Raw genomic sequence first — 26,258 nt, 5'->3', positions numbered from 1 at the left:
CTGAGGGGCGGACGCTTTGTCTCACCCACCGGACCATTGGCCGGGGCCGCGCGGTTGGGCGTCAGCCCAGCTTGACGTTCGTCCCGGACAGCGACACCTGGAGGCCGTCAGGGGTGGCCTCGGCGCTGGTCAGCTTGATTCCGCTGGGCAGTCCGGACAGCTGACCGCCGAAGTCCGTCTGCTGGCGCACCAGCTGCTCCGCGCTGACCGGCAGCGAGATTCCCATGATCGACGGCATACCGTCAGCGTGCAACTGCACCGCGTCGCCGTTCTTGATCTCCACATGGCTCATCACGCTGACCTGCTGGGTACCCACCAGCGGCAGCTGCACACTGCCGGTGACCTTCAACTGCCCCTTGCCGTTCGCGCCCTTGCCCCCGTACGCGACGGTGATCCCGTTCGACGCGCTCTTCGACAGATCGGCGTACGAGATGAGCGCGGTGCCGGTGGCGTTGTCGGCGACCGCGCTGCTGATGTTGCCGCTCATCAGGTCGCCATTGAGCTGGACCCCGTGTCCGTCAGCGGTCAGCCTGGCGACCCGCAGCGTGCCGGAGTCGGAGGTGGTCTGCAGGCCGGTGAAGGTCACCGAGACCTCGTCCAGCTTCTTGCTCGCGACCTGGGTCAGGAACGGAAAGCCCTTGATCGACACATCGGGTTTGTCCGCCAGCCCCTGTGACCGCTGTATCTTCTCCGCCGCCTTGGACTCCGCATAGGAGACCGCGAGCCGGTCGGCGGCGACGAACAGGCCACCGAGCAGCACGACGAGTATCAGCAGTATGCGTATCCCGCGCCCGCGCATCTCTCCTCTTCCCCCACTCCCCGGCGTCTCCAGGCGTGGTTCTTCGGCGCCGCGACCCTACCTGGCGTACCTGTCCGCCTTGCCGGGGATACCACCGAGGGCTGGCGTCATAGATCACTACGTCCGAAGGGGGCGGGCGGTTCCCCGCGGACCACGCCGGTAGACGCTCGTCAGCGGCCGCTACGAACCCAGTGCACGCCCGAGCACGTAGACGACCGGAGCCGCTGCCGTCAGCGGCAGCGCCACCCCCGCCGTGAAGTGCACGAAGCGGGACGGGAAGTCATAGCTGGCCACCCGCAGCCCGATCAGCGCGCAGACCCCGGCGGCCACCGCGATCAAGACGGCGGACGTGGTGCCCATGCCGGTCAGCCGGTCGGTGGCGACACCGCTGCCCGCCGCCGCCAGCAGGGCGACGACCACGGAGACCGCCGACGGCAGCGGCAGCGCCCGCGCCACTGTCGCCACCGCGACCGCGACCGCGCCCACCACCACGGGGTGGCTGCCCGCCTTGCCGTCGATCGCCAGATATCCGGCGGCCAGTACGGTCAGCGCGGTCGAGGCGGCCGTCGCCGTCAGGCTCGACAGCCGCTCGTCGGCGCTGCCCTGGTGCCGCATCTGCTGCACCAGGATCAGCAGGATCCACACCCCGAGCGCGCCGAGGATGACGGACGGCGCCTGGTCGGCCGGGGCCGCGAGCAGGCCGACGTCCGCCGCCAGTCCGGCGAGGAAGGCCAGCGCGATGCCCTGGCGGGCGGGCCACATGCCGTTCAGCCGGAACCATCCGGCGGCCGTGACGGCCTGCAGCAGGACGGCGGCCACGGCCAGCGCCGGGCTGCCCAGCGCGGCGCCCGCCGCGGTGAGCGCGGCGAGCACGGCGGTCAGCAGCGCGGGCTGGATGCCCGGAGGGATGATCGGCGAGCCGGTCCGGAGGGTCGGCGCGGGTGCGGGCGCCGGTTCCGGTTCCGGTGCGGGCTGGGGAAGCGGATACGGCTGTTCCGCGGGGGCGGGTTGGGCCTGGTAGGTCTCGTAGCCGTACGAGGGCGGCGGGTAGGCCGCCGCCGTCTGCTCGGGCGGGTAGTGCTGGTCGAGATGCTGGTCCGGCGCATAGCCGGGGTAGCCGTACGCGGGGTCGTACTGGCCGCCGTAGCCGCCGTGACCGCTGTTGTTCCACTCTGGTGTCGTCATCGCGTCGCTCATCCTCCCGCGAACGGCGGAAGGACCTCGACGGTGCCGCCGTCGGCCAGTTTGATCGTGGCGTGGTCACGGGTGCCGACGGGCTGTCCGTCGACGAGGAACGAGGACCTGGCCAGGACCCGGGCGAACTCGGGCTGCCCGGCATGCCGTTCGCCTGCGGCGCGCAGCGCCTCGGCGAGGGTCACCGCCGCGTACGGCTCCTCCGGGGTGCCGGCGGCCGCCTTTGCCGCCGCCCAGTAGCGGATGGTCCCCGTCGCGGGCGGGGGCGGGGCCGCGGCCGACGTGTCGGTGGCGCCCATGGCGGCTCCTTCGCGGTGCGTTTCAGCGGTGCGTTGTGGTGTCGGCGTTCAGGGTAATTGGCGGGGCGCTCGCGCTGTGCGATTGGGGTTTTCACCCACCCGCCCACCCCGGCTGCCGCGCTGCGGGTCAGTGGGTGGGGGTCTTCTCGGCGCACCGGTGAGACACCCACTTGCCGATGCGGAGCAGCAGCGGCGGCGACGCCGCGTTCTCCGCGTGTCCGAAGCCCGGTTCTATCCACAACTCCGTCGTGTCCCTGGCGGCGGCAGCCGCCAGGGCCCGGGGATGATCCAGCGGAAAGTACGCGTCCCGATCACCATGGACGATCAGCAGCGGCGTCGGAGCGACCAGCGGCACCGCCTCGACGGGCGACATCGGAACCGGATTCCAGTCCTCGGGGTGGATGCGGGTCTTCAGGCCGTATCGCGACACCGTACGGCCGACCGGCCGGGTGACGATCCAGTGCAGCCGCCGCATCGGCGCCGTACCCCGGTAGTACCAGCGCGCGGGCCCGCTGACCGACACCACCGCGTCGACCAGCGCATCCTCCGCACCCCGCGCCGCCTGCCGCAGCACCACCGACCCGCCCATCGAGAAGCCGACGGTCGCCACCCGCCGGTATCCGAGCCGACGCGCCCAGCGGACCGCCGCGTCCACGTCCAGGACCTCGCGGTCCCCGACCGTGGAGCGGCCGCCGGAACCACCGTGCCCCCGGAAGGAGAACGTGATCACGCCGCCGAAACGCCGGAAAGTCCCAGCGGCCCGCCGTACCGCGGGCCGCTCCAGCGCGCCGGTGAAGCCGTGCGCCAGCACCACCGCGAACCCGTCCGAGCCGTCCAGCGCGGGCTGGTGCACCGCCTCGATCCGGACCCCGTCCTCCGTCAACAGAACATGACGTGATGATCTCGTTCGGGTGTATTGCCGACCACGTGAAGTGATCGAGGAAACACCCGATCGCGCAGACTCGTCCTCACCCGTGGCGTCCATGTCGGCTATTCTCCTGAGGCAAGAGGATCCGGGCAGCGCCGCCCCCGGGTCCTTTCGTGCTTTCGGGCACTCCAAAAGCCGCAGGGCACGACGTCCTCGCAGGGACCGAGGAGGGTTCGCAAATGAGCAAACCGGGTAGTTCACGTACTTCGGACGGACCGTATCCGAGGCCGTATACAGCCGATGGCCCGGGTGGGCCATGCTGGCCAAGTGGGCACGGTGCGCCCCGCGTGCCGCATCCGCGCCATGACCGGACGACGGACGGGAGCCTCCGGTGAGTTCACTGCTCCTGCTGACCAACGCCCTGCAGCCGTCCACCGAGGTGCTGCCCGCGCTCGGGCTGCTGCTGCACAGCGTGCGCGTCGCCCCCGCCGAGGGCCCGGCGCTCGTGGACACTCCCGGCGCCGATGTGATCCTCATCGACGGCCGCCGCGATCTGCCGCAGATCCGCAGCCTGTGCCAGTTGCTGCGCTCGACCGGCCCCGGTTGCCCGCTGATCCTCGTTGTCACCGAGGGCGGCCTGGCCGCCGTCACCGCCGACTGGGGTGTGGACGACGTACTGCTGGACACCGCCGGTCCGGCCGAGGTCGAGGCGCGGCTGCGGCTGGCGACCGGCCGCCAGCAGATCACCGCGGACGACAGCCCGCTGGAGATCCGTACCGGCGATCTGTCGGTGGACGAGGCCACGTACAGCGCCAAGCTCAAGGGCCGGGTCCTGGACCTGACGTTCAAGGAGTTCGAGCTGCTGAAGTACCTCGCCCAGCATCCGGGCCGGGTCTTCACCCGCGCCCAGCTGCTCCAGGAGGTCTGGGGTTACGACTACTTCGGCGGTACCCGAACGGTCGACGTGCACGTACGACGACTGCGCGCGAAGCTCGGTCCCGAGCACGAGGCGCTGATCGGCACGGTACGAAACGTCGGCTACCGCTTCGTGGCGCCGGAGAAGGTCGAGCGCGCCGCGGAGGGGGCGAAGGCCGCCCAGACCAAGCAGGCCGATCGGTCCGCGCCGAATCGCGACGAGGCGGCTCGGGAGGAGGCCGCCGCGGGCACCGTGCCCACCGGCCGCACGACCGGTGAAGACGGCCGGTAAGGGCACCGGTTCACCCGCGTAGACTACGCCCGTGCCCAAGGTGACGCGTGACGACGTGGCCAGGCTCGCGGGGACCTCGACCGCGGTCGTCAGCTACGTCATCAACAACGGACCGAGGCCGGTCGCGCCGGCCACCCGCGAACGCGTGCTCGCGGCCATCAAGCAGCTCGGCTATCGCCCGGACCGCGTGGCCCAGGCGATGGCCAGCCGCCGCACCGACCTGATAGGGCTGATCGTCCCGGACGCCCGCCAGCCGTTCTTCGCGGAGATGGCACACGCGGTCGAGCGGGCCGCCGCCGAGCGCGGAAAGATGGTCCTGGCCGGAAACTCCGACTACCTCGACGAGCGCGAGGTGCACTATCTGCGTGCCTTCCTGGGCATGCGGGTCGCGGGCGTGATCCTGATCAGCCAGGGCCCGAGCGAGAACGCGGCGGCGGAGATCGAGGCGTGGGACGCCCGGGTCGTGCTGCTCCACGAACGTCCCGCGGCGATCGATGACGTCGCCGTGGTGACCGACGACATCGGCGGCGCGCAGCTGGCCACCCGGCACCTGCTGGAGCACGGGCACGAGTACGTGGCCTGCCTCGGCGGCCTGGAGGGCACCCCGACGGTGGGTGACCCGGTCACCGACCACGTCGAGGGCTGGCGACGCGCCATGCAGGAGGCCGGGCGGTCCACGGAGGGCCGCCTTTTCAAGGCCCCGTACAACCGTTACGACGCCTATCGGATCGGCCTGGAGCTGCTGTCCCGCCCGGACCGGCCAACCGCCGTGTTCTGCTCGACCGACGACCAGGCGATCGGCCTGCTGCGTGCGGCCCGGGAGCTGCGCATCGACGTGCCCCGCGAGCTGGCCGTCGCGGGCTTCGACGACGTCAAGGAAGCGGCCCTGACCGACCCCTCGCTGACCACGGTCGCCTCGGACCGCGAGGCGATGGCCCGGGCGGCCGTGGACCTCGTGCTGGACGACGGTCTGCGGTTCGCCGGATCGCGCCGGGAGCGCCTGAAGCAGTTCCCGTCGCGACTGGTCATCCGCCGGTCCTGCGGCTGCGCGGCGTAGCACGTGACGGCCCTGACCTTTATTTCGGGCATACCTACTTCTGTCGGGCTTCTCAGCTAGCGCTCAGACGGCTCTCATGATCGGCGCCGAAAGTCATCGCCATGACGGACAGCACCCACTTCAGCAGCGGCTCGCAGCACAGTGCCGGGAGCGCCTTCGACGGCGCGTACCCGCCCCCGCCCCCGTACCACCCGTCACAGCCGGTGGCCGAGCCCGGCGGGCCCGCCCCCCGGCGCTCGCGCCGCTCCGTGGCGCTCGTCGCCGCGGTCGCCCTGGCCTCCGGGCTGGTCGGCGGCGGCACCGCGGCCCTCATAGCCGACTCGACCCGCGGCGACACCGTTTCGTCGTCCGTCGTCGGATCACCGGCCTCCGCCAAGTCCCTGGGCAGCGTGAGCGCGGTGGCGTCCGCGGCCAGCCCGAGCATCGCGGAGATCACCGCGAACACCAGCGGCGGGCAGTCGATCGGCTCCGGGGTGGTCCTCCGCCCGGACGGCACGATCCTCACCAACAACCATGTGATCGCGGGCGCGGACACCGTGAAGGTGAAGTTCACCAACGGCAAGAGCGCGAACGCGAAGGTCATCGCGACCGACGCTGCCAAGGACCTCGCGGTGCTCAGGGCGCAAGGGGTCAGCGGACTCCCGGCCGCCACGCTGGGCAACTCCAACGCGCTCGCCGTCGGTGACCCGGTCGTCGCCATCGGCTCCCCCGAGGGGCTGTCCAACACCGTCACCAGCGGTGTCGTCTCCGCACTCAACCGCGACGTGACCGTGCCCACCGACGGCGGCAACTCCGGCGACAGCGGCAACGGCGGCGGCTTCGGTGGCCGGGGCGGCGGTGGTGGCAACCAGTGGCCGTTCGAGTTCGGCGGCGGCCAGTACAACGGCCAGGTCGGCGGGAACACCACCACCTACAAGGCGATACAGACCGACGCCTCGCTCAACCCCGGCAACTCCGGCGGTGCGTTGATCAGTCTGAGCGGCCAGATCATCGGCATCAACTCCGCGATGTACACGCCGAGTTCGAGCAGCGGCAGCTCGTCCGGCGGCTCGGGCAGCATCGGCCTGGGCTTCGCCATCCCGATCAACACCGTCAAGTCGTTCCTCGACAGCAACCACATCAGCTACAACAGCTGAGGAGCCGTTCATGGCCCGTATCACCGTCGGTGCCTACCGTGCCCGCCATGCCCTCGCCAGCGCCGTAACCTGGTGCTCGGGCGGTGGCCGCGGGACCGTACCGGTCCATCGCGCCGCGCACCCCGGGCTCAGCGCGGGGTGCGCGGCCGATCTCGGCCTGGCGATCGCCCTGGCGGGCTCCCCGCCCGCCACTCGCCCCGCCGAGGTCGCTGCCGCCGTGCCGGGACGCGGCCGTACGGTCAAACGCGTCCACCCGCGCCGCCGCACCGCCTCCGCATCCGTGCGAGGCTGAACGAACACCCCGATCGACACATTTCGAGCGACAGCGAGGTACGCACACGATGAGCCCCGCCGAGAGCGGCGAACAGCCGTCCCGGATCCTGGTCGTGGACGACGAGCCCGCGGTACGCGAGGCGATCCGTCGCAGCCTCGCGTTCGAGGGATACGACACGGAACTGGCCGCCGACGGCTTCGCCGCGCTCGAACAGGTCGAGGCCTACCGCCCCGACGCCATCATCCTCGACGTGCTCATGCCACGTATGGACGGCCTCACCACCGCCCGCCGCCTGCGCCACAACGGCGTCACCACGCCCATCCTGATGCTCACCGCCCGGGACACCGTCGGCGACCGGGTCACCGGGCTGGACGCCGGTGCGGACGACTACCTCGTCAAGCCCTTCGAACTCGACGAGCTGCTGGCCCGGCTGCGCGCCCTGCTGCGCCGCACCTCGTACGCCGTGGCGGCGGCCAGCGCCGCGGAGGTCCCACAGGACGCCGCGCTCACCTTCGCCGACCTGCGCATGGACCCGGCCACCCGCGAGGTCACCCGCGCGGGCCGCCCGGTCGAACTGACCCGCACCGAGTACACACTGCTCGAACTGTTCATGACCCACCCCCGCCAGGTCCTCACCCGGGAACAGATCCTCAAGGCCGTGTGGGGCTTCGACTTCGAGCCCAGCTCCAACTCGCTTGATGTGTACGTGATGTACCTGCGCCGCAAGACCGAGGCGGGAGGTCAGCCGCGCCTCGTCCACACGGTGCGCGGTGTCGGCTACGTGCTGCGCTCCGCCGAGGGCAAGCCGTGAAGCGCCTGCGGCTGCTGAGACGCTGGCGGTTCAAGGCCCTGTCGCTGCGCTCCCGGTTGGCCCTGCTGGTCGCGGCCGCGGTTGCGGTGGCGGTGGCCGCGGTGGCGGTGGCGGCGTGGTTCATCACCAGAGGCCAGCTCATGCACCAGTTCGAACTTTCGCTGGTGCGCTCCCCGCACCTTTCCGCCAAGGACGTCCTCAACGCGCGGCTCGAATGCAGTTCCAACGACCAGATCGGCGGACCCGGCTCTCCGGGGCCGCCGCAGTACAGCTCCCAGGTCGTGCTCCCCGACGGCAGGGCCTGCGTCCTGCCGGGCTCAAAAGCGATCAAGGTGGAGAAATGGGATGCCGCGGTGGCCAGCGGTGCGGTCAAGGCCGCCCCCCTGCACACCAGCAAGACCACGAGTGACAACCAAAAGGTGCTTGTCTACACCCGCATCATGTTCGTCCCGCAGCCCGGCGGGTTCGGCCTCAAGGAGCCCGTCGCCGTCTCCACTTCGCGCTCGCTCGACGAGGTCGTCACCCCCCTCGACAGCCTCGCCTTCATCCTGGTCTTCGTGGCCGGAATAGGAGTGATCGGCGCGGCCTCCGCCGGATTCGGCATCGCCCGCGCAGGCCTGCGCCCCGTGGACCGCCTGACCGACGCGGTGGAACACATCGCCCGCACCGAGGACCTGGCCGTCCGGATCCCGGTGGACGGCGAGGACGAGATCGCCCGGCTCTCCGCCTCCTTCAACTCGATGACCGCCCAACTGGCCTCGTCCCGCGAGCGCCAGCAGCAGCTCATCGCCGACGCGGGCCACGAACTGCGTACGCCACTCACCTCACTGCGCACCAACATCGAGTTGCTGACCCGGAGCGAGGAGACCGGCCGCCCGCTCCCAGCCGAGGACCGCAAGGCCCTGCTCGCATCCGTCAAGGCACAGATGACCGAACTCGCCCTCCTCATAGGTGACTTGCAGGAACTGTCCCGGCCGGACGCCATCCCCGGCAGCGGCCTGGCCGAGGCGGTCGGCCTGCACGAGGTCACCGCGCACGCGGTGCAGCGCGCCCGGCTACGCGGCCCCGACCTCGCCATCAACGCGCATCTCGCGCCCTGGTACGTACGGGCCGAACCCGCCTCTCTGGAGCGCGCGATCGTGAACCTGCTCGACAACGCGGTGAAGTTCAGCCCGTCCGGCGGCACCATCGAGGTCATCCTGGTCAACGGTGAGTTGAGCGTCCGGGACCAGGGCCCGGGCATTCCGCCCGAGGACCTCCCGCATGTCTTCGAGCGCTTCTGGCGCTCCCCGTCCGCCCGCGCGCTCCCCGGTTCGGGGTTGGGCCTGTCCATCGTCGCCCGCACCATCCAGCAGGCGGGTGGCGCGGTGGCGCTGCAGCCCGCGCCGGGCGGCGGCACGGTCGCCGTCGTACGGCTGCCGGGAGCGGCGATCGCACCGCTGGAGTAAGTGGCGCGCCCGGCCACCGTGGGGTGCGCGCGACCGCGCGAGCCGGCCGGACGCCGCCGTCATCGACTGGACCACCTGCGGCGGTAGCGCCGTCTGGGCCCCGGACGGCCGCCTGCTGGTCGAAGCCGGCAAGGACAAGCGGGAGTTGGTGGTGGCCGACCTCGATCCCGGGCTACTGCGCCGCGTCCGCTCGACGGACACGATGCTCGCCGACGTACGCCCGGCCCCGTCACTGCGCACCAAGCACCAGGTGGGACAAACGGGTTGACCGGGTGGGAACCAACTCGGTGTTATGGACGTGAAACAGGAAGATGGATCAGGCCGAAAACGTCGGGCCGGGAGAGCACCGGGGGTTGTCGTGAAGTTCGACATGGGAAGCACCACGCTGTCGACGTTGATCAAGCACACCCAGGGGTCGAACGAGGACCTGGGGACGCTGATCAAGCAGTTGATCGCGGCGGCGCAGCCGTTGGAGGGGAAGTTCAACGGTGCGGGCAAGGCGGCGTTCGACGCGTTCAAGGCGCAGTCCGATCGGATCACCGCGGATCTGAACAGTGCGTTGGGTTCGATCCTGGGTGGTCAGGGCGGTATGCACAAGTCGTTCACCACGGGTGACACGCAGATGCAGGATGACGCCCGGTCGACGATGGGTTCGGCGAACTTCGACGCCGCCCGGTTCTCCGGCCGCTGAGACGTGGGGGATTGATCATGGGTAACGCTGACCGTCGTAGCTACGACAGCGCCGCGTCGGGTGAGGCGCAGACCAATCTGGCGGGTGTGATCTCGCAGTTGGAGACGGTGATCAACGCGCGGGACGGCCAGGTGAAGGCGGCGATGGCCGACTTCCAGGCCGATGGCGTCTCGGATGAGTACCACGCCAAGGAGCAGCACTGGAATCGCGCGGCTCATGAGGTGCGGCAGATCATCCACCTCGTGCGGTCGACGCTGGAGAAGAACGACGGCACCGCGCAGCAGACGTTGTCGCAGGCGAAGTCCGCGGTGGACGGTATCGGCTGACGGCCCGCCCCAGGCGGCACAGGGCTACGGGGTTTCAGGGTTACGGGGAGGGGCCGGCAGCGGTATGTCGCATCCAGCTGGGAAGTGGAACATCGACCCTGCCGGTGTGGGCAGCGTCGTCGGCAAGGCCGGTGATATCGCCAAGGGTCTTCAGGACCAGGTGACGTCGTACGGTACGCACTTGCAGAACGCGGCGAAGGACGCGGGCACGATCAGCAAGGGCGGCCAGGGCGACTACGGCGGCAAGGACGGCATGAGCCTGGTCGCTTTGGCGCTCAGCAACTTCGCCGAGGCCACGAAGGGACAGCTGACCTTCATCGCCGAGCGCAGTGGCAAGTCCCTGAACGGCGCCGTGGACGCCACGAAGGACTACTGCAACGGCGATCTGGAGATGGCCGCCCAGGCGCAGAGCGATGCGCTCAAGGACACCACTCCTCCGCCGGTCGCTCTCCCGCCGGAGGCCAAGAAGTGAGCGACGGCGAACTGATCAAGCCCGAGGAGATCCCCCAGTTCACCGGGCACCTGGATCAGCTGGAGACCGACGTCACCGACCTGCGCAGCGACGCCGGGAACATCACCTCGACCGGCCAGGACACCCACTCCACGTTTCAGGGCCTGTCCGCGTTCTACGAGGCACCCGAAGCGGAGCAGTTGTTCGCGACGACGAAGCCGGTCGCCGACACCGCCAAGTCCTTCGGGAACGATCTGACGAAGGTCGCGGGCGCGCTGTCGACGTATGCCGGTGATGTCCGGCCCATCGCGGCCAAGCTCAAGCAGTTGCAGGCCGATGCCAGCGCGTTCGTCGCGGAGGCCAAGAAGGACCACGACTGGCAGTACGACAGCCACAAGGTCGACCGCAACAACGACCTGCGCAACCAGGTCGATGCGCAGGTGGCCGCGTTCTGGGACGCCGAGATCCGGTGCGCCAACGCCATCGACGCCATCTTCGGCGGCACCCAGTACGTGCACAACGACGGCAGCAACAAGTCGAACATGTACGGCTACACCGCCGACCAGCTCGACGGTGCCAAGGGGCTGCCGTGGGGGGACGCGGTCGAGCTGAAGTACCACTGGTACCGGATCGACCACTGGGTCAAGTCCTTCGTCTGGGACGGCCTGATCGTCGACGGCATCTGGGGCACGCTCAAGGGCCTCGGCGGCCTGGTGGGCCTGGAAGGCTGGGACACCTTCGTCAACTCCTGGAAGGGCCTGGGCGAACTGGCCATCGGCCTGGCCAGCTACTCCGTCCCCCTCGGCTACGCCATCCCGGACTCCTGGCTGCCCGGCTGGGTGCAGGAGAGCCGCAAGACCACCCGCGCGTTCGGCAAGAGCCTGGTCGCCTGGGACGAATGGGGCAAGGACCCCGCCCGCGCCGCGGGCGGGGTGGTCTTCAACGCCCTGACCTGCCTGGCAGGTGGCGAAGGCGTGGCCGCCAAGGCTGGCACGGTCGGCAAGGTCGCCAGCGTTCTGGGCAAGGCGGGCAAGTTCATCGACCCGATGACGTACATCGCCAAGGGCGCCGGTTTCGCCTTCAAGGGCATCAGCGAAATGCCCAAGGTGGCTGCCGCCTTGGACGCGTTGAAGAACCTCAAGGACCAGGCCGTCTTCAACGTCAAGGGCCTGGTCAACCTCGACACGCTGAAGGCCCGTTTCGGTAGCCTCCCGGACGGCACCGTCCCATTGCCCGACGGCGGCCACATCGACGCCAACCTCAACTACCACGCACCGGATGGGACCGTTCACGAGCCGGTACACGAGCCCTCCGCGGCAGACCGCGCCGCGACCACGACCGCCCACGTCAACGTCGACACCCCAACCCACCTCGCCGAAGTCCCCGCGGAACGGCAACTGGTCACGGTGGGTGGCGGCAACCACGACCTGGCACCCACACTCGGCCACGATGGCGGAAACGTTCCGTCCGACTTGAGCCACGGCGGCGGCACCCACGAGCCGCCCAACGCGATGGCCCGCACTGACCACCAGGTGCATAACAGCACTGGTGGGGGCCATGAACCGCAGAATGGTTTCACTCAAACAAACCACGACGTGCACAACTCGGCCAGCGGAGGCCACGGCACAACCACCGCTGAACACACTCCCGGTCACTCCGGCAGCAACGTTTCATCGGATGCTGAGGGTCACCACGTGCCCCCAGGGGCAAGCCACGACACCCACGTTCCGGGAGACCACACGATGCCGGGCGAGCACGGCAACGGTGGTTCCGGTAGCCACAACGGGCATCGCCCGTACGACCAACTCACGCAAGAAGAGCAGCGCGAGGTCGTCCGGCAGCAGGTCGACAAGGCCAACCACGATCCCGAATGGTTCAAGAAGCACTACAACGTCGACGGCCATCGTCACAGGATTGAGAACACCGACGAGAACGGCTACCCGCTGGCGAAGCTGAAGAAAGTCACACCCGACGCACAGCATCCCAAGGGGTGGATCGCAGCCGAGGATGCCCCGCCGCCGATCCCACCGAAGTACAAGCACGTCAATCCCATAGTGGGAGACAGGGCGACGGTAAGCCCTGATCATCTCGGCAAGCTCGATGAACAAGCTGCCCGACGAGATCACGCAGTCGCGGCCGATCAGACTGCGGAGAAGCACCTGGACGCGGCCAAGCAAGCACACGATGCCGCCAAACACACGCATGACACCAACGCCATAGAGGCAGCGCACAACCACCTGGAGCAGGCGAAGGCAACTCACAGCCCGCTGCATTCCGCCATGAACAAGGCGAGCGAGGAACTCGGGGATAACTCGGCCGAATACCACGCAGTCCCGGACCACTATCCGGATGCTGTGCGAGTCGACAACCGGGCAACGGGAAATAATCGCTTCGACCAGATATGGCAGCGGCACGACGGGCACTACGTGGTCGTCGAGGCTAAGGGTTCACCTAAAGCCGAACTTGGGCATCGCCAAGGCCTCACCGGCCGTGGCGTCAAGCAAGGGACGCGGGAATACTTCGAGACCATCCTTAAGGAAATGCGTAAGCGCGCCGCGACTGATCCGCAGGAAGCAGCACTTGCGCGACAGCTAAGCAAGGCCCTCAAACAAGGAAAGCTGGATTACGTACTGGTCAAGGCGATGCCCAACGGAAGCGAGTATGCTGGCTACTTGATGAAGCGCTTCGACATCGGCTAGAGGAGCAATGCAAGTGGCTGCTATCGTGCCACGCCACGAATTCCCAACCGTCAATGCGGCTCGGGGCGTAGAGGTGCTCAGCGAGGGCGCGAAGGAAGAAATCGCCGACTTGGAAGAGTCGCCCGACTTCGACAGCGCGCTGGACGCCGCCCTCACCGAGGCCCAGGCCCGCTGTGTCCTCGACCCCACGGCGAACGAGCTTGAGACGTGGGAAGCCTATGTCGTGGCGATGCAGATCGGCTCCGCGATGTTCGCGTCGGCGACCGCGACCGAGGACAGGGTGCAGTGCCGGGTCGCGCACGAGATGAGGACGATCCCGGCCACCGGCGTCCGATACTACACGGACGCCGGGAACTGGATCACCTCATTCTGGCTGGCAATCATCTGCCGCGAGCAAGCTCGTATGACCCAGCTGTGCAACGTGCCGATCAGCCTGTTGCGCGAGTCTGATGCGGTGTTCGACGAGTACATCTACTCATGGGTGGACGCACTCCAGACGTACTGGCTCGAACGGCCGGGCCTGGGCGACAAGTTGGTCGCCGCCATGGAGGGAACCGACCCTGAGGCGCTACAGGTCGCCGACCGTGAACTGGTGCTGAAGATCCTGTATCCGCCGATCAACCTCTTCTACCGCTTCCTGCGCCAGGACCACGAGCAGTTCAACGCCGAGCTGGCCAAGGCCTTGCAGTGGCACAAGGAGTACTGGACCAAGGACGAAGAACGGGCAACCAGCACCGAGGGCTTGGTCGCTCTGGGACCGCTTGCCATTGCGAGCCTTGCCTACGACGCCGGATTTCCCATCGAGGTCGAGTCTGAATACCTGCCCAAGCATCTGCTACGGCGGAGTTGGCTGGGCGAGTTCGACACCTGACAGACGGTGCCCACGAGTGTGCCCCGTCACTGCTTCCCCACGGGCAGTGCCGCGGCAGAGGGTGATGGCACGCGCCGCGAGAGCCTCGGCAGGATGCTCAATCAGCTCGATGATTCGGAGATCTCCCGTTCCCGGGCTCTGAGCAGCTCGCTTACGGTAACCAAGTCGTACTGCGCGACCGATCCGGAGGCTGCGGAGTTCGGCTGAGGCCCTGGCCTCCCTCTCCTGCCGAAAGCCCTGCCCTGGCTCCTAGCCCTGCTGCCGGATGACGGCCGTCTGGGCGACCTTGTCGTGCAGGCACTGGCAGTACGGCCGATCCCAGAGGAGCCACAACCCGTTGAGTAGGCCCAGGAACGGGACGAACGTCATCACCAGGTGGAGGAGCCAGCGGCTCAACGCCTGGCCGAAGCCGAGGCGTTCGGTGGGCCTGGTCAGTGGGACCGCGCGGGTGCCTGCACAGCGCTTGCCCAGCGTGCGGCCCCACAGCACGGTCTGCACCGGGTCGTACAGCACGACCACTGCGAGCATCACCACGAGGTGGCACACCAGCAGCACGCCGCTCTCCGGGGCGCTCCCCGGGCGGCCCGTCGCCCGGCCGATCAGCAAGAACACGATGCCCACGAGCACGGCGCCCAGGAAGACGAACAGGACGTCGAGGGCGTGGCCGCCCAGCCGCTGGCCGGGGTTGGCCAGCACCGGTGAGTTACGCGGATCATGCTGCGCGGCGGGCCACGCCTCCGGCGGCAGATAGCCCACGGCTGGGGGCGGATACGCCCCGTACGGGGTTCCGCCGACCGGCGGGTACGGAATCTGGCCCGGATAGGGCGGAGTTGGGTAGCCGGACGGTTGGGCATTGTATGGGCTGCTCATCGCGCGCCATTCAAGCAGGCGCGCTCATCCCCGTGACTTGCAGACCGCGCCCCGGCCCGCGCCGCCGCGCGGTAGAAGGTGCGGAGTTCGTTACGCCCACCCTCCTCCGCGGCGGTCACGCCGCCATCTCAAACGCGTCGCGGCGCAGGATCTCGAACCACAGCAACTTGCCCGGCCTGCCGCCGAGTTCCTCGCCGATCTCGTATCCGCCGTAGTTGTCCGCCCAGTGCCGTACGAGCGTCAGGCCGCGGCCCTGCTCGCTCTCTGGTTCCGGCGCGCGGAGCGTGCCGTTCGCGAACGGCGGCGGGATGGTGGGGTTGGTGTCCCAGACTCCGACGCGCAGCCGGTTCGCCATGTTGCGGACGCGAAGCGCGGACGGGCCGTCGGAGTGACGGTAGGCGTTGGTGAGCAGTTCGCTGGTCAGCAACTCGGTTGGATCGAGGAGTTCGCCCATGCCGTGAGTGGTCAGTACGGTACGGAGTGTGATGCGCGCGACGCGTACCGCGCCTGCGTCGTGCGGGAGTTGGAGGGAGTACGTCCAGAGGGAGTCCATGGCCGCTCCTTGCGAGGCGATGGGCAGTGGCTTGCGTCACACCGTAGGACGCGGGGATGAATAACTTCACCTCGAGCGGAGAAATCGCTGAACCTTCCACTCATGTGAGTGACGGGAACCAACTGGAGGAGCCGACAGATGCCGATGAGGAGCAGGCCGACGGGACGCCAACTCCGGCTCGGCGCCGAACTGCGTAAGCTCCGCGAGCGTGCCGGGCTGTCCTCCACCAAAGCGGGCCACCTACTGGGCACCAACCAGGCGCAGATCAGCAACATCGAGGCCAGTCGTATCCCGGTGAGCGCGGCCCGGGTCCGCGCCCTCGCGCGCAACTACACCTGTTCTGACGAGAAGCTGATCGACGCTCTCGTCGGGATGACAGGGCCGCGCGCACGCGGCTGGTGGGAGGAGTACCGCGAACTGCTTCCCACCGACCTCCTCGACTTGGCCGAACTTGAGCACTATGCGACGGCGCTGCGCGTCGCGGTCGTGATCCACATCCCGGGACTTCTCCAGACCACCGATCATGCTCGTGCCAGCCTGAGGGAGACCGTTCCACCCTTGCGGCAGTACGAGTTGGAACATCGGCTGTCGTATCGCATGAAGCGGCAGGCGGTGCTTTACGGGGACAAGCCAACCCCGTACACCGCCATCGTGCACGAGGCAGCCCTTCGAATGGGGTTCGGTGGAGCGGCCGTGGCGCGCCAACAACTCATGTACCTCCTGGAGATGAGTGAGCAGGAGAACATCACGCTGTTGGTGATTCCCTTCGGCGAAGCGCCCTTCGCCTCGTCCGGCCAGTCGATCACCTACGCGGAGGGGCCTGTGCCAGGGCTCGACACCGTTGAACTCGACACCGAACACGGTTGTGAATTCCTCGACGCGGAAGCACAGTTGACCAGGTACCGGTCCGTTCTGGACCAGCTGACAAATCGCACCCTCAAGCCACAGGACTCACGGGACTTGATCAACCGCATCGCGCACGAGAATTGAGGGATGAGGAACATGACCTCGCTCAACTGGCAGAAGTCCTCCTACAGCCAGCACGGCGCCAACTGCCTCAACGTCGCCATATCCCCCGAAAGAACCCCACAAATCTACCTCCGCGAAAGCGACTGCCCGGAGGCGATCGTCACCACCACCCCTGCCCGCCTGGCCGACCTCCTGCAAAAGGTCAAGGCGGGTGACCTCGACCGGCCGTAGTGCCCTCCGCGTGCCGCGGAGGGCTACCCTCGTCACCCCCCACCAAGCGCGAGCGGGAAAGCGATGGCACGCGACTTCGACAGCCAGCTCCTTGAATCCGTGGCCGTGCGTCGGCGTCGGCTGCGTGACGCCCTGCTGCACGGGGCGATGCGCACCCGGCGTACCACCGACGAGAACCTGCGCAAGGCGTTCGCCGGGATCGCGTTGGCCGCGGTGATGTGTGCCGGATGCGTGGGATGGTCGTTCGTCTCGCATCGGCTGGCGCACCAGACGCAGCCGGGACTGGCGCCCGCTACCTCATCCCCCGCTACCTCATCACCTGTTACGTCGTCCCCCGGTGCTTCGCCCCGGGCTACTTCGTCCGCGGCCCCGGTCACGGGCTCACCGCGATGATAGGTTCGGCGAAATGGTGAGAGCGGGGGCGAAGCGCGCTGCGCGGTTGAGCCGGGTCACCCTGGTGGGTGAGCGGCGACGTGTGGATCTCGTGCTGCCGTCCGACGAGCCGATCGGGCGGCTGCTCCCCGAGGTGCTGGTGCTGCTCGACGACGCGGTGAGTTCACCGCCGGTGCCCCGGCACCTGGTCACCGGGAACGGAACCGTGCTGCCGCAGGACGGTTCGCTTGCCTCCGCCGGGGTGGCGGACGGTGCGGTGCTGCGGCTGGTGCGCGCACAGTACGCGCCTGCGGCGCCTGTCGTACATGACGTCACCGACGAGGTGGCGGACGATCTGGATCTGCGGGCCTGGCGCTGGGGACCGGCGTCCCGGCGCTGGACGTCCGGGGCGATGGCCCTCGTACTGAGCCTGACCGCAGCCCTGTTGGCCTGGAGTGCCGTCGGCGCCTCCACCGTCGCCGGTTGGCTGCTGGCCATCGCCGTCGCCGCGCTGGCGGGCGGGGCCGTCACGGCCCGGATGGGCAACCGCGGTCTGGGCACCGCGCTCATGGTCACCGGCGGTGCGCTCGGCGCCTGCGGCACCTGGGCGTTGTCCGACGCGCACCGCTGGGCGGTCATGGCGCACTGGGGCGGGCTGGTCGGCGTCCTCGTGCTGACCCTCGCCGTACTCGGGTTGTTCTCGCCGGTCGGGCGGGGCGGCCTGGTCGGGGCGGGTGCGCTCGCGTTCACCGGTGCGGGGTGGGAGGCGGTCGCCGCGCTGACGCATGCCGCGCACGGTGCCGTGGACCAGTCACGGCTGGGCGGCGTACTCGCAGTGGCCTCGGTGGTCGCGCTGGGCGTCCTGCCGCGCTGCGCGCTGGTCGCGGCCGGGTTGACCCGGCTGGACGACCGGCGGGCGGGTGGTGCGTCGGTGAGCCGGTACGAGGTGGGCACCGCGTTGGCCGCCGCGCACCAGGGGTTGTCGGTGGCGACGGTGACCGTCGCCGCCTCCGCTGCGGCGGCGGGCTGGCTGCTGCTGGCCGCGCCGAACGCGTGGACCGTGGTGATGAGCGTGCTGCTGGCGGTGGCCCTGGTCTCCCGCGCCCGCGCGTTCCCGCTGATCGCCGAGGTCGTCGCGCTGCAGGCGGCGGCGGTGGTGTTGCTCGCGCGGCTGGTCGCGGTGTGGCTCGATCGCTCGGCGACCGCGGGCCCCTGGCCGGTCCTGGTGCTGTGCGCCGCCGCGCTGCTGCCGCTGGTGGTGCTGGCGGTGGATCCGCCGGAGCATGTACGGGTACGGCTGCGCCGGGCCATGGACCTGGGCGAGACGCTCGGGGTGGTCGCGCTGTTCCCGCTGCTGCTCGGGGTGTTCGGGGTGTACGGGCAATTGCTCGGCGCTTTCAAGTGACGTTCAGGTGAGCCGAGGGGAGGGAGCGAAGGTGCCCGAAGACGACTGGCAGCGCGCCGTACTCAACGACGTCACCGCGCGGTCCGCCGCGGCCGCCATGGACCCGGGCCCCGCAGACCCGGTACCGGCGATCGCGGCCCCCGCCGTCGTGCCCCTCCCGCCCGCCGCGGCGGACGTGGCGCCGCCGTCCCCCGAACCGCCCGCGCCCGCACCCGTGTTGACCCCGGAGGCCGCCGCGCTGCTCACCGGTAAGCCGCGCAGGGGCGAATCGGCGGCCCGCCGGGTGGGGCGGTCGCTGCGCAGGCTGGTCGCCTCGTCGGCGGCCCGGGAGACAGCCGAAGTCACCGGTGTGGCACGGCAGTTGCAGCAGCCGATCACCACCGGTCGGCAGATCGTGGTCACCAGCGTGCACGGTGGCGCGGGCAAGACCGCGATCACGACGCTGCTCGGCTCCGCGTACGCGCACTACCGCTCCGATCCGGTGCTGGTGATGGAGGCGAACCCGACGCTGGGCACCCTGCCGGTGCGGCTGGACGCCCCGTCGCTGCGCTGGACGATGAGCGATGTGGCCCGGGTGGTGGCGCCGTCGATGCGGTTCGACCAGGTCATCGGATACCTGGTGGCGCTGCCGGAGGGCGGCTGGCTGCTGCCGGGCAGCAAGGGCCAGATCGGCGCACGGGTCAGCCTTGACGAGTACCAGACGGTGGCGATGGCGCTGCGCCGCTACTTCGCGATCACGATGGTGGACTGCGAGTCGCTGCCGGGCGAGTTGGCCCGTAGCGCGATGGCGGGTGCGCAGGCGCGCGTCCTGGTGGCACCGGCGACGGTGGAGGGCGTGGCATCCGCGCGTACCGTGCTGGAGTGGATGGGCAGCGTGCCGCGGCCGATGCTGCCGGGCACCGTGGTCGCGCTCAACGCCACCTCGCCGCACACCGCGATCGATCTCCCGGCGGCCGAGCGGTACTTGCGTGTCGGGGACGTCCGCGTGGTGCACGTACCGTACGACCGGCACCTTGCCGCGGGCGGAGCGGTGCGGCTGGCGCTGCTGGGGCAGCGGACGCGTGACGCGGCAGCGCGGCTCGGGGCCGAGCTGTTGGACCGGGCCGTTCGCAGGTGACGTCCCCGACTGGCCGAAACGCCACATCCCGGAGGCGGTCATGACGATCCGGCTGGTGCACCGTCCGGCACGGACCACCCGCCATCTGGTCGGCAGCGAGCCGCGCACCGTCGAGGCGCCGCCGAACCTGCCGGAGGGCAAGACCGGCGGCGCCGCGCACACGCTGATGCCGATCGCCGGGGTGATGAGTTCGGTCGTGATGATGACCGTGCTGCGCAGCGGGCAATACGCTGCCGTCGGCGCCGTCGTGCTGGTGGTGACCGTGTTCGGCAGCATGGGCCTGCTGCTGTCCCAGCGCGGCAAGGCGCAGCGCACCCGGCGCGCCCAGCGCGAACGGTATCTGGAGTATCTGGATCAGCTGCGCGAGGAGTTGGCGGCCGAGGAGCGGGCGCACCGTGAGGCGTCGCGGATACTCAACCCACCGCCGGAGGCGCTGTACGACGTGGCGCGCGATCCGGCCCGGCTGTGGGAGCGGCGCCGGCTCGACCGGGACTTCCTCCAGGTGCGGATCGGGACGGGCGAGCTGGCGGTGCGGGAGCTGACGCTGGCCAAGCCGGGCAGCAGCGTGCTGACCCCGCCGGACCCGTTCATGCTCAACGAGGCCAACGCGCTGCTGCACCGCTATCGGACCGGAACCGATCTGCCGCTGCCCGTACCGCTGGACCGGGTGGGGAACGTCAGCGTGGTCGGCTCCCGTGCGGACGTGCTGCGCGCGGTCCGTACGCTGCTGGCGCACGCGTCGGTGTGCCACGCACCCGATGACATGGCGATCGCGCTGGCCTGCCCGGCCGAACGGCTCGCCGACTGGGAGTGGCTGAAGTGGCTGCCGCACGCGGTCGACCCCGACCAGCGGGACGGCCCGGTACCGGCCCGCCGGATCGCATCGGACCTCGGCAAGCTCGGCGTGCTGCTCCGCGACGACCTGCGGCAGCGTGCCGCGTACGCCGCCGAGGTACGCCGCGGGCTGTCCGACAAGAGCGCCCTCGCGCAGACGTCCCGGCTGCTGGTGATCAGCGACGGTTACGGCGAGGTGGCGGACGAACTCCCGCGCGCGGACGAGGCGGTGCCGCTGGAGGCGATGGGGGTCACCGTGGTGCACCTGGTCGCCGAGCGGGTGGCCGAGCCGGGTCAGGTGGCCGTGCGGATCACCACCGACGGCGGCCAGGCCGCGATCGAGGATCTGCGCGGGGAGCGGCCGGTGCTCGCCCAGGGCCTGGTGGACGAGGTCACGGCGCCCGGGGTGGAGGGGCTGGCCCGGATGCTCGCCCCGCTGCGGCTGTCGGCCGACTCGGTGACCGAGGACGGGCCGTTGACCGGTCCGCTGGACTTCGCCGGGCTGCTGGGCATCGACGATCCGGCCGAACTGGACCTGGAACGGCTGTGGGCGCCGCGCGGGGAACGGGCCTTCCTACGGGTGCCGATCGGTGTCGCGGACGACCGGCAGCCGGTGCTGCTGGATCTGAAGGAGTCCGCGGAACTGGGCATGGGCCCGCACGGGCTGTGCGTCGGAGCGACCGGCTCGGGCAAGAGCGAGCTGCTGCGCACCCTGGTCCTCGCGCTGGCCGCCACCCATCCGCCGGACGCGCTGTCGATGATGCTGGTCGACTACAAGGGCGGTGCGACCTTCGCCCCGTTCGCCGAACTGCCGCATGTCGCCGGGCTGATCACCAACCTGGAGAACGACGCCGGGCTGATCGAGCGCGCCCACGCCAGTCTGGCGGGCGAGATCCAGCGGCGCCAGCAGGTGCTCAAGGACGCGGGCAACGTCGCGGACATCTCGCAGTACGCGGCCGAACGCGCCGTGCGCCCGCAACTGCCCCCGCTGCCGCATCTACTGGTGGTGATCGACGAGTTCGGTGAACTGCTCACCGCCAAACCGGACTTCATCGAGTTGTTCCTGTCCATCGGCCGGATCGGGCGCAGCATCGGCGTCCATCTGCTGCTGTCCAGCCAGCGCATCGAGGGCGGCAAGCTCAAGGGCCTGGACACCTATCTGTCGTACCGGCTGGGCCTGCGGACCTTCTCGCCCGAGGAGTCCCGCACGGTGCTGGACACCCCCGACGCCTTCCATCTGCCGCCGCTGCCGGGCTTCGGCTATCTGAAGGTGGACACCAGCGCGTACGAGCGGTTCAAGGCGGGGTACGTCTCCGGCCCGTACCGCGGCCCGACCCGGCAGGAGGAGGCTCCCGCGGGCCCGAGCGCCCTGCCCTACCCGGCGTACAACACCCTCGCCGCCCCCGAACCGGGTGCGGCCGACGCCGAGCCGGTGATGCCGCGGCGCACCGTCGGCGCCACCGAACTGTCGGTCATGGTCGACCAGTTGCGGGACGCCGCCGAGCCGGTGCGGCGCATCTGGCTGCCGCCGCTGCCCGAGGCGCTCACCCTGGACGCGGTGGCCGGTCCGGTGGACCTCACCGCGCGCGGTCTGCATCTGACGCGCCGACCGGGGCCGATGCGGGCGCCGATGGGCCTGCTGGACGATCCGACCCGGCAGTGGCAGGGCCCGTGGAACCTGGACCTGACCAGGGCGGGCGGCCATGCCGCGGTCATCGGCGGGCCGCAGTCCGGCAAGACGGCCCTGCTGCGCTCGCTGGTGCTGTCCCTCGCCCTGACGCACACCCCGCGGGAGGTCGGGATCTACGGCCTGGACCTGGTCGGCGGCGGTCTGCAGGCGCTGTCCGAACTGCCGCACGTCGGCGGCGTCGCGGGCCGCTCGGACCGGGAGCGGGTGCGCCGTACAGCGGAGGAGGTGCGCGGCATGCTGGCCGCCCGGGAGGAGATCTTCCGGGAGTACGGCGTGGACTCCGTCGAGCAGCTGCGCGCGGCGCGCGCCGCGGGCCGGCTCGAAGAACTGCCGTCCACCGACATCGTGTTGGTCATCGACGGCTTCGGGGCGCTGCGGGACGACTTCGACGACATCGACGGCCTCATCACCGATCTGCTGCAACGCGGCGGCGGCTACGGCATCCACGTGGTCGCGGCGATGCTGCGCTGGAACGACGTGCGCATCGCCACCCAGTCGACCTTCGGCACCCGCATGGAACTGCGGCTCAACGACCCCGGCGACTCCAGCATCGACCGCAAGCTGGCCGAGGCCCTCTCCCCCGACCGGCCCGGCCGGGTGCTGACCGACGGCAAGCTCACCGCGCAGGTGGCCCTGCCGCGGATCGACGCGCTGGCGACGGCGGACGCCCTGGGCGCGGTGGTGGAGCAGACCGCCCGCGCCATCGGCGACGCCTGGCCCGGTGAGCCCGCCCAGCCGGTCAAGGTGCTGCCCACCCGGCTGCCCGCCGCCGCGCTGCCGTCCTCGGCCCGCGAGACCCGCAGAGTGCCGATCGGCGTGGACCAGACGGCGCTCGCGCCGGTGCTGCTCGACCTGTTCGACCGCGACCAGCACCTGCTGGTCCTCGGCGACGACGAATGCGGCAAGACCAATCTGCTGCGGCTGATCGCCCGGGGACTGCTGGACCGGTACTCCGACGAGGAGTTGGTCTTCGCGGTCATGGACCCGCGCAGGGGCCTGCGCGACCTGGTGCCCGAGCCGTACCGGGGCGGCTACGCCCACAACACCCGGGTCTGCGGCGGGTTGGCGAACGGCATCGCCGCCGAACTGGAAAAGCGGATCCCGCACGAGCTCACCGACGCCATGGCGGACGGCGGTTCGTATCGCGGTCCGCGCATCGTGATCCTCATCGACGACTACGACGTCCTCACCACGGCGGGTCAGCAGCCGCTCGCGCCCTTCCTGCCGTACGTGCCGTCCGCACCCGACATCGGGCTGCACTTCGTCGTCACCCGCCGGGTCTCCGGCGCCGCGCGCGGGCTGTACGACCCGTTCCTGCTGGCGCTGCGGGAGAGCGGCACGAGCGGGCTGCTGCTGTCGGGGGACCGCTCCGAGGGCCAGCTGTTCTCCAACCTGTACGCCACGGCCCAACCCGCCGGACGCGGCACCCTGGTGCGCCGCGGCGAGGCCCCGCGCCTGATCCAGACCGCGCTGATCACGGAGGATCCCGCCACGTGACCAAGGACGCCATCGCCCTGACCCCGCGGATGCCGGACGTCCGCGCGATCGCGGGTGCGCTGCTCGCGGCGGGCCCCGATCTGCGCCTGCGGTCCCTCGCGGACGGTGCCGTCGTGCAACTCTGCGACGACGAGGGCCGTCCGCTGCTGTCCGTCGAGGCGCCGGTACTGCTGGAGGTGCCGGGTGAGATGCGGCGGCTGCTCGGCCCCGAGGCGGATCCGGGCACGCCCGCCTGGTGGACCGAGGCGCGGGCCTCGACCGCCGTCCCCGGGGGCGAGCGGCTCGCCGCCACCTTCGCCGGGCACCTGGCCCGCCATCTCGACGGCACCACCTGGCCACCGGACGCCGCCGACGTACCGGACACCCCGCTGGACACCACCGCCACGGTCGCCCCAGCCCCGGCCGCGGCCCAACCCGCGGTCGACGTGCTCACCGAACGGGTGGCCGTCGTCATCCAGGAACGCCCGGTCATCGCCATGACCACCTGGCTGTCCGAGGTGCTGCGCGCCTGCATCGCCAGCAACCGCGCCCTGCAGATCGTCTCCCCGGCGAGCGCCCGGCTCAGCCTGCCCACCCGGCTCGCCCTGTCCGGCCCACCGCACCGCTGGGTCATCCGCGACGACGCGGGCGGCTACTACGACGGTCTGTCCGGCGCCCAACTCCACTGGCACGAGGGCGCGTTCCGGCCGGTCGAGGGCGCCCGGCCGGCGGAGGCCTTCATCCGGACCGCCACCGCCGAGGACAGTCAGCTCCTGCTCTCCTTCCGCACCTGCCACCCCGCCGAGGAACAGCTGGTGCTCGGCGGCGCGCTGGAAACCGTCTGGCAGACGCTGGCCGGAGCGCCTCCGTCGGGCTGGGGCACCGCGGAGCCCGCGAGCTCGCGCTGGTCACGGCAGGAGGTCACCGATCTGGCCCGGGACCGCGCGCCCGACGGCACCTGGCTGGTCATCGTCGGCGCACCCGACCGTCCGGCCATCGCCACGATGCGGATCGCGCGTACCCCTGACGGTGTCGAGGAGGACATCAGCCTCGCCCTCGGCCTCGCCGACGGGAGCCTGCCGTCGGCCGACCAACTCCGGTCGGTCGCCGTCGACTTGGGCGCGCGGTACGGGCTCCGGTCCCTGCTGGTGCAACGCCGTTCGGCACGCCGCGACCTCACCGTCCCGGCCCGGCTGGAGTCCCTTCCCGTTCCGCTCGCCTTCGCCGTCGGCCCCGCGGACGTCGAGGAGATCGGCGCGGACCACGCCCGCCGCCCGCCCTTCGGCAATCCACCGCACACCCTGGGGACGGCGTCGGCCCCGGGCTTCTACTACGAACTGGGCGACGGCACTTCGGCCTCGGGGTGGGCGGACCTGGAACGGCTCATGCGGCACCTGCGGCGGTCGGACAACGGCTGACCGGCGTTTCGCGGACTCGCCACTCGATCGATGCCCACCAGGAGAGTCCCGGCGGGCGATCGACCCGCCATAAACTCTGAACCATGACGGACCCCGCAAAGCCCCCTCTCGCCCCGCGCCGGATCGAGACCCTGGACGCGTTGCCGCCACAGACGGCCCACGACGTGCTGGAGCTCATCGAGCGGGCGGCCGCCGAAGACGGCCAGCCCGCCGTGTCCGAGCAGGGACGGCTGAACCTGCGCGGCGGACAGCGGCCGGGCATCCGGCATCTGCTGCTGTACGTGGGTGAACAGCTCACCGGGTACGCGCAGTTGGAGGAGAGCGACCCCGTCGAGGCGCCCGCCGCCGAGCTGGTCATCGAACCCGGTGCGCGCGGGCGCGGCCACGGCCGGGCGCTCGGGCACGCACTGCTCGAACTGTCCGGCAAGCGGCTGCGGGTCTGGGCGCACGGCGGTCACGCCGCCGCCCGGCACCTCGCCGCGCAGCTCGGACTGGCCCTGTTCCGCGAGCTGCGGCAGATGCGCCGCCCGCTGCCCGGTGAGACGCCGCTGCCGGAGCCCGTACTGCCGCCCGGTGTCACGCTGCGTACGTTCCGGCCCGGGGAGGACGACGCCGCGTGGCTGGCGGTGAACGCCGCCGCCTTCGCCCATCACCCCGAGCAGGGTTCGCTCACTCAGCGTGACCTGGACGACCGCAAGGCCGAGACGTGGTTCGACCCTGCCGGGTTCTTCCTGGCGGTACGCGGCGAGCAGGTCGTGGGCTTCCACTGGACGAAGGTGCACGCCGCCGAGGAGCTCGGCGAGGTCTATGTGCTCGGCGTGGCGCCCGGCGAGCAGGGCACCGGCCTCGGCAAGGCACTCACCGCGGCCGGACTGCGCCATCTGGCGTACGAGCGGAAGATGCCGACCGCGATGCTGTACGTCGACGCCGACAACGTTCCGGCCGTCACGGTCTACGAACGGCTGGGCTTCACGGTCCACGAGGTGGACCTGATGTACCGCACGGAGACCTGACCGCCGGTCCGACAGACCTCCCCGCCCCGCCCCGGCGGCGGGCCCGGATTGATTTCCGGGGTCGCCCCCGGCCGGGGTTTCGGGGCTGCGCTCGGCCCGGGTATTCGGGGCTGCGCCCGACCCGGTTATTCGGGGCTGCGCCCGACCCGGGGCTTCGGGGTTGCGCTCAGCTCGGCACC

General features: G+C 70.4%; 26 protein-coding genes. 20 read left to right on the top strand and 6 right to left on the bottom strand.

Annotation, left to right across the window (positions count from 1 at the left end; all coding sequences use genetic code 11):
* Nucleotides 1-61: 61 nt before the first annotated feature.
* From P2L57_RS27620 to P2L57_RS27605, 4 genes are all read right to left on the bottom strand, one after another.
* Entirely contained in the window at nucleotides 62-799 is a 738-nt protein-coding gene (locus P2L57_RS27620; protein ID WP_275818824.1) for an LmeA family phospholipid-binding protein, read from the bottom strand.
* Between the two features lie 180 nt (nucleotides 800-979).
* Nucleotides 980-1,984 carry a hypothetical protein gene (locus P2L57_RS27615; protein ID WP_275818822.1) on the bottom strand — a complete coding sequence of 335 codons (1,005 nt, stop codon included), beginning with the start codon at nucleotides 1,982-1,984 and terminating at the stop codon, nucleotides 980-982.
* Between the two features lie 8 nt (nucleotides 1,985-1,992).
* Nucleotides 1,993-2,292 (bottom strand): MoaD/ThiS family protein, encoded by a 300-nt coding sequence (locus tag P2L57_RS27610; RefSeq protein WP_275818820.1) that lies wholly within the window; start codon nucleotides 2,290-2,292, stop codon nucleotides 1,993-1,995.
* 127 nt (nucleotides 2,293-2,419) lie between these two features.
* Nucleotides 2,420-3,277: an alpha/beta hydrolase family protein gene (locus P2L57_RS27605; RefSeq protein WP_275818818.1), complete on the bottom strand. Its 858-nt coding sequence runs from the start codon at nucleotides 3,275-3,277 to the stop codon at nucleotides 2,420-2,422.
* Between the two features lie 274 nt (nucleotides 3,278-3,551).
* Between P2L57_RS27605 and P2L57_RS27600 the strand changes: the two genes are divergently transcribed.
* The 12 genes from P2L57_RS27600 to P2L57_RS27545 all read left to right on the top strand — a co-directional run bounded on the left by P2L57_RS27600 (nucleotide 3,552) and on the right by P2L57_RS27545 (nucleotide 14,131).
* Complete coding sequence (locus tag P2L57_RS27600; RefSeq protein ID WP_275818816.1) at nucleotides 3,552-4,367, top strand: response regulator transcription factor; 816 nt, start codon at nucleotides 3,552-3,554, stop codon at nucleotides 4,365-4,367.
* Nucleotides 4,368-4,398: 31 nt separating this feature from the next.
* Nucleotides 4,399-5,424: a LacI family DNA-binding transcriptional regulator gene (locus tag P2L57_RS27595; RefSeq protein WP_275818814.1), complete on the top strand. Its 1,026-nt coding sequence runs from the start codon at nucleotides 4,399-4,401 to the stop codon at nucleotides 5,422-5,424.
* Nucleotides 5,425-5,525: 101 nt separating this feature from the next.
* Nucleotides 5,526-6,560, top strand: a complete 1,035-nt coding sequence (locus P2L57_RS27590; protein ID WP_275818812.1) for a S1C family serine protease — start codon at nucleotides 5,526-5,528, stop codon at nucleotides 6,558-6,560.
* Between the two features lie 10 nt (nucleotides 6,561-6,570).
* On the top strand, nucleotides 6,571-6,852 hold the full coding sequence (locus tag P2L57_RS27585; protein ID WP_275818810.1) for a hypothetical protein: 282 nt from the start codon (nucleotides 6,571-6,573) through the stop codon (nucleotides 6,850-6,852).
* Nucleotides 6,853-6,901: 49 nt separating this feature from the next.
* Nucleotides 6,902-7,645 (top strand): response regulator transcription factor, encoded by a 744-nt coding sequence (locus tag P2L57_RS27580; RefSeq protein WP_275818808.1) that lies wholly within the window; start codon nucleotides 6,902-6,904, stop codon nucleotides 7,643-7,645.
* A complete protein-coding gene (locus P2L57_RS27575) occupies nucleotides 7,642-9,093 on the top strand; it encodes a sensor histidine kinase (RefSeq protein WP_372515956.1) in 1,452 nt (483 codons plus the stop codon). The genes P2L57_RS27580 and P2L57_RS27575 overlap by 4 nt, the downstream gene beginning before the upstream one ends.
* Entirely contained in the window at nucleotides 9,005-9,361 is a 357-nt protein-coding gene (locus tag P2L57_RS40350) for a nitrilase-related carbon-nitrogen hydrolase (protein WP_275818806.1), read from the top strand. Before P2L57_RS27575 ends, P2L57_RS40350 begins: the two co-directional genes overlap by 89 nt.
* Before the next feature lie 90 nt (nucleotides 9,362-9,451).
* Entirely contained in the window at nucleotides 9,452-9,784 is a 333-nt protein-coding gene (locus P2L57_RS27565; RefSeq protein WP_275818804.1) for a hypothetical protein, read from the top strand.
* Between the two features lie 17 nt (nucleotides 9,785-9,801).
* Nucleotides 9,802-10,110, top strand: coding sequence for a pore-forming ESAT-6 family protein (locus P2L57_RS27560; protein WP_275818802.1), 309 nt, complete (start codon nucleotides 9,802-9,804; stop codon nucleotides 10,108-10,110).
* Between the two features lie 64 nt (nucleotides 10,111-10,174).
* The gene (locus P2L57_RS27555; protein WP_275818800.1) at nucleotides 10,175-10,582 is read left to right on the top strand and encodes a DUF6507 family protein; all 408 of its coding nucleotides are present in this window, start codon (nucleotides 10,175-10,177) and stop codon (nucleotides 10,580-10,582) included.
* A 179-nt stretch (nucleotides 10,583-10,761) separates the two neighbouring features.
* Nucleotides 10,762-13,260: a hypothetical protein gene (locus P2L57_RS27550; protein WP_275818798.1), complete on the top strand. Its 2,499-nt coding sequence runs from the start codon at nucleotides 10,762-10,764 to the stop codon at nucleotides 13,258-13,260.
* A 13-nt stretch (nucleotides 13,261-13,273) separates the two neighbouring features.
* Nucleotides 13,274-14,131, top strand: coding sequence for an immunity 49 family protein (locus P2L57_RS27545; RefSeq protein WP_275818796.1), 858 nt, complete (start codon nucleotides 13,274-13,276; stop codon nucleotides 14,129-14,131).
* 249 nt (nucleotides 14,132-14,380) lie between these two features.
* Here P2L57_RS27545 and P2L57_RS27540 read toward each other — a convergent pair whose 3' ends face one another.
* Nucleotides 14,381-15,001, bottom strand: coding sequence for an RDD family protein (locus tag P2L57_RS27540; RefSeq protein WP_275818794.1), 621 nt, complete (start codon nucleotides 14,999-15,001; stop codon nucleotides 14,381-14,383).
* A 115-nt stretch (nucleotides 15,002-15,116) separates the two neighbouring features.
* Nucleotides 15,117-15,554: an ATP-binding protein gene (locus tag P2L57_RS27535; protein ID WP_275818792.1), complete on the bottom strand. Its 438-nt coding sequence runs from the start codon at nucleotides 15,552-15,554 to the stop codon at nucleotides 15,117-15,119.
* A gap of 138 nt (nucleotides 15,555-15,692) precedes the next feature.
* Between P2L57_RS27535 and P2L57_RS27530 the strand changes: the two genes are divergently transcribed.
* The 8 genes from P2L57_RS27530 to mshD all read left to right on the top strand — a co-directional run bounded on the left by P2L57_RS27530 (nucleotide 15,693) and on the right by mshD (nucleotide 26,079).
* Nucleotides 15,693-16,544, top strand: coding sequence for a helix-turn-helix domain-containing protein (locus tag P2L57_RS27530; RefSeq protein ID WP_275818790.1), 852 nt, complete (start codon nucleotides 15,693-15,695; stop codon nucleotides 16,542-16,544).
* A gap of 3 nt (nucleotides 16,545-16,547) precedes the next feature.
* Nucleotides 16,548-16,754, top strand: a complete 207-nt coding sequence (locus P2L57_RS27525) for a DUF397 domain-containing protein (RefSeq protein WP_308292520.1) — start codon at nucleotides 16,548-16,550, stop codon at nucleotides 16,752-16,754.
* Nucleotides 16,755-16,817: 63 nt separating this feature from the next.
* On the top strand, nucleotides 16,818-17,147 hold the full coding sequence (locus P2L57_RS27520; protein WP_275818788.1) for a hypothetical protein: 330 nt from the start codon (nucleotides 16,818-16,820) through the stop codon (nucleotides 17,145-17,147).
* 13 nt (nucleotides 17,148-17,160) lie between these two features.
* A complete protein-coding gene (locus P2L57_RS27515; RefSeq protein ID WP_275818786.1) occupies nucleotides 17,161-18,531 on the top strand; it encodes an EsaB/YukD family protein in 1,371 nt (456 codons plus the stop codon).
* Between the two features lie 31 nt (nucleotides 18,532-18,562).
* Nucleotides 18,563-19,648, top strand: a complete 1,086-nt coding sequence (locus P2L57_RS27510) for a MinD/ParA family ATP-binding protein (protein WP_275818784.1) — start codon at nucleotides 18,563-18,565, stop codon at nucleotides 19,646-19,648.
* A 40-nt stretch (nucleotides 19,649-19,688) separates the two neighbouring features.
* Nucleotides 19,689-23,669 carry a type VII secretion protein EccCa gene (eccCa, locus tag P2L57_RS27505; RefSeq protein ID WP_275818782.1) on the top strand — a complete coding sequence of 1,327 codons (3,981 nt, stop codon included), beginning with the start codon at nucleotides 19,689-19,691 and terminating at the stop codon, nucleotides 23,667-23,669.
* Nucleotides 23,666-25,066 (top strand): DUF6177 family protein, encoded by a 1,401-nt coding sequence (locus tag P2L57_RS27500; RefSeq protein WP_275818781.1) that lies wholly within the window; start codon nucleotides 23,666-23,668, stop codon nucleotides 25,064-25,066. Before eccCa ends, P2L57_RS27500 begins: the two co-directional genes overlap by 4 nt.
* A gap of 83 nt (nucleotides 25,067-25,149) precedes the next feature.
* The gene (gene mshD, locus P2L57_RS27495) at nucleotides 25,150-26,079 is read left to right on the top strand and encodes a mycothiol synthase (RefSeq protein WP_275818780.1); all 930 of its coding nucleotides are present in this window, start codon (nucleotides 25,150-25,152) and stop codon (nucleotides 26,077-26,079) included.
* Nucleotides 26,080-26,258: the final 179 nt, after the last annotated feature.

Origin of the sequence: Streptantibioticus ferralitis, assembly GCF_029223525.1 — a bacterium.
In the GTDB taxonomy this organism is placed as follows: Bacteria; Actinomycetota; Actinomycetes; order Streptomycetales; family Streptomycetaceae; genus Streptantibioticus_A; species Streptantibioticus_A ferralitis.
The sequence above is the reverse complement of the archived record's forward strand: the minus strand, read 5'-3'. Positions and strand labels throughout refer to the sequence as shown.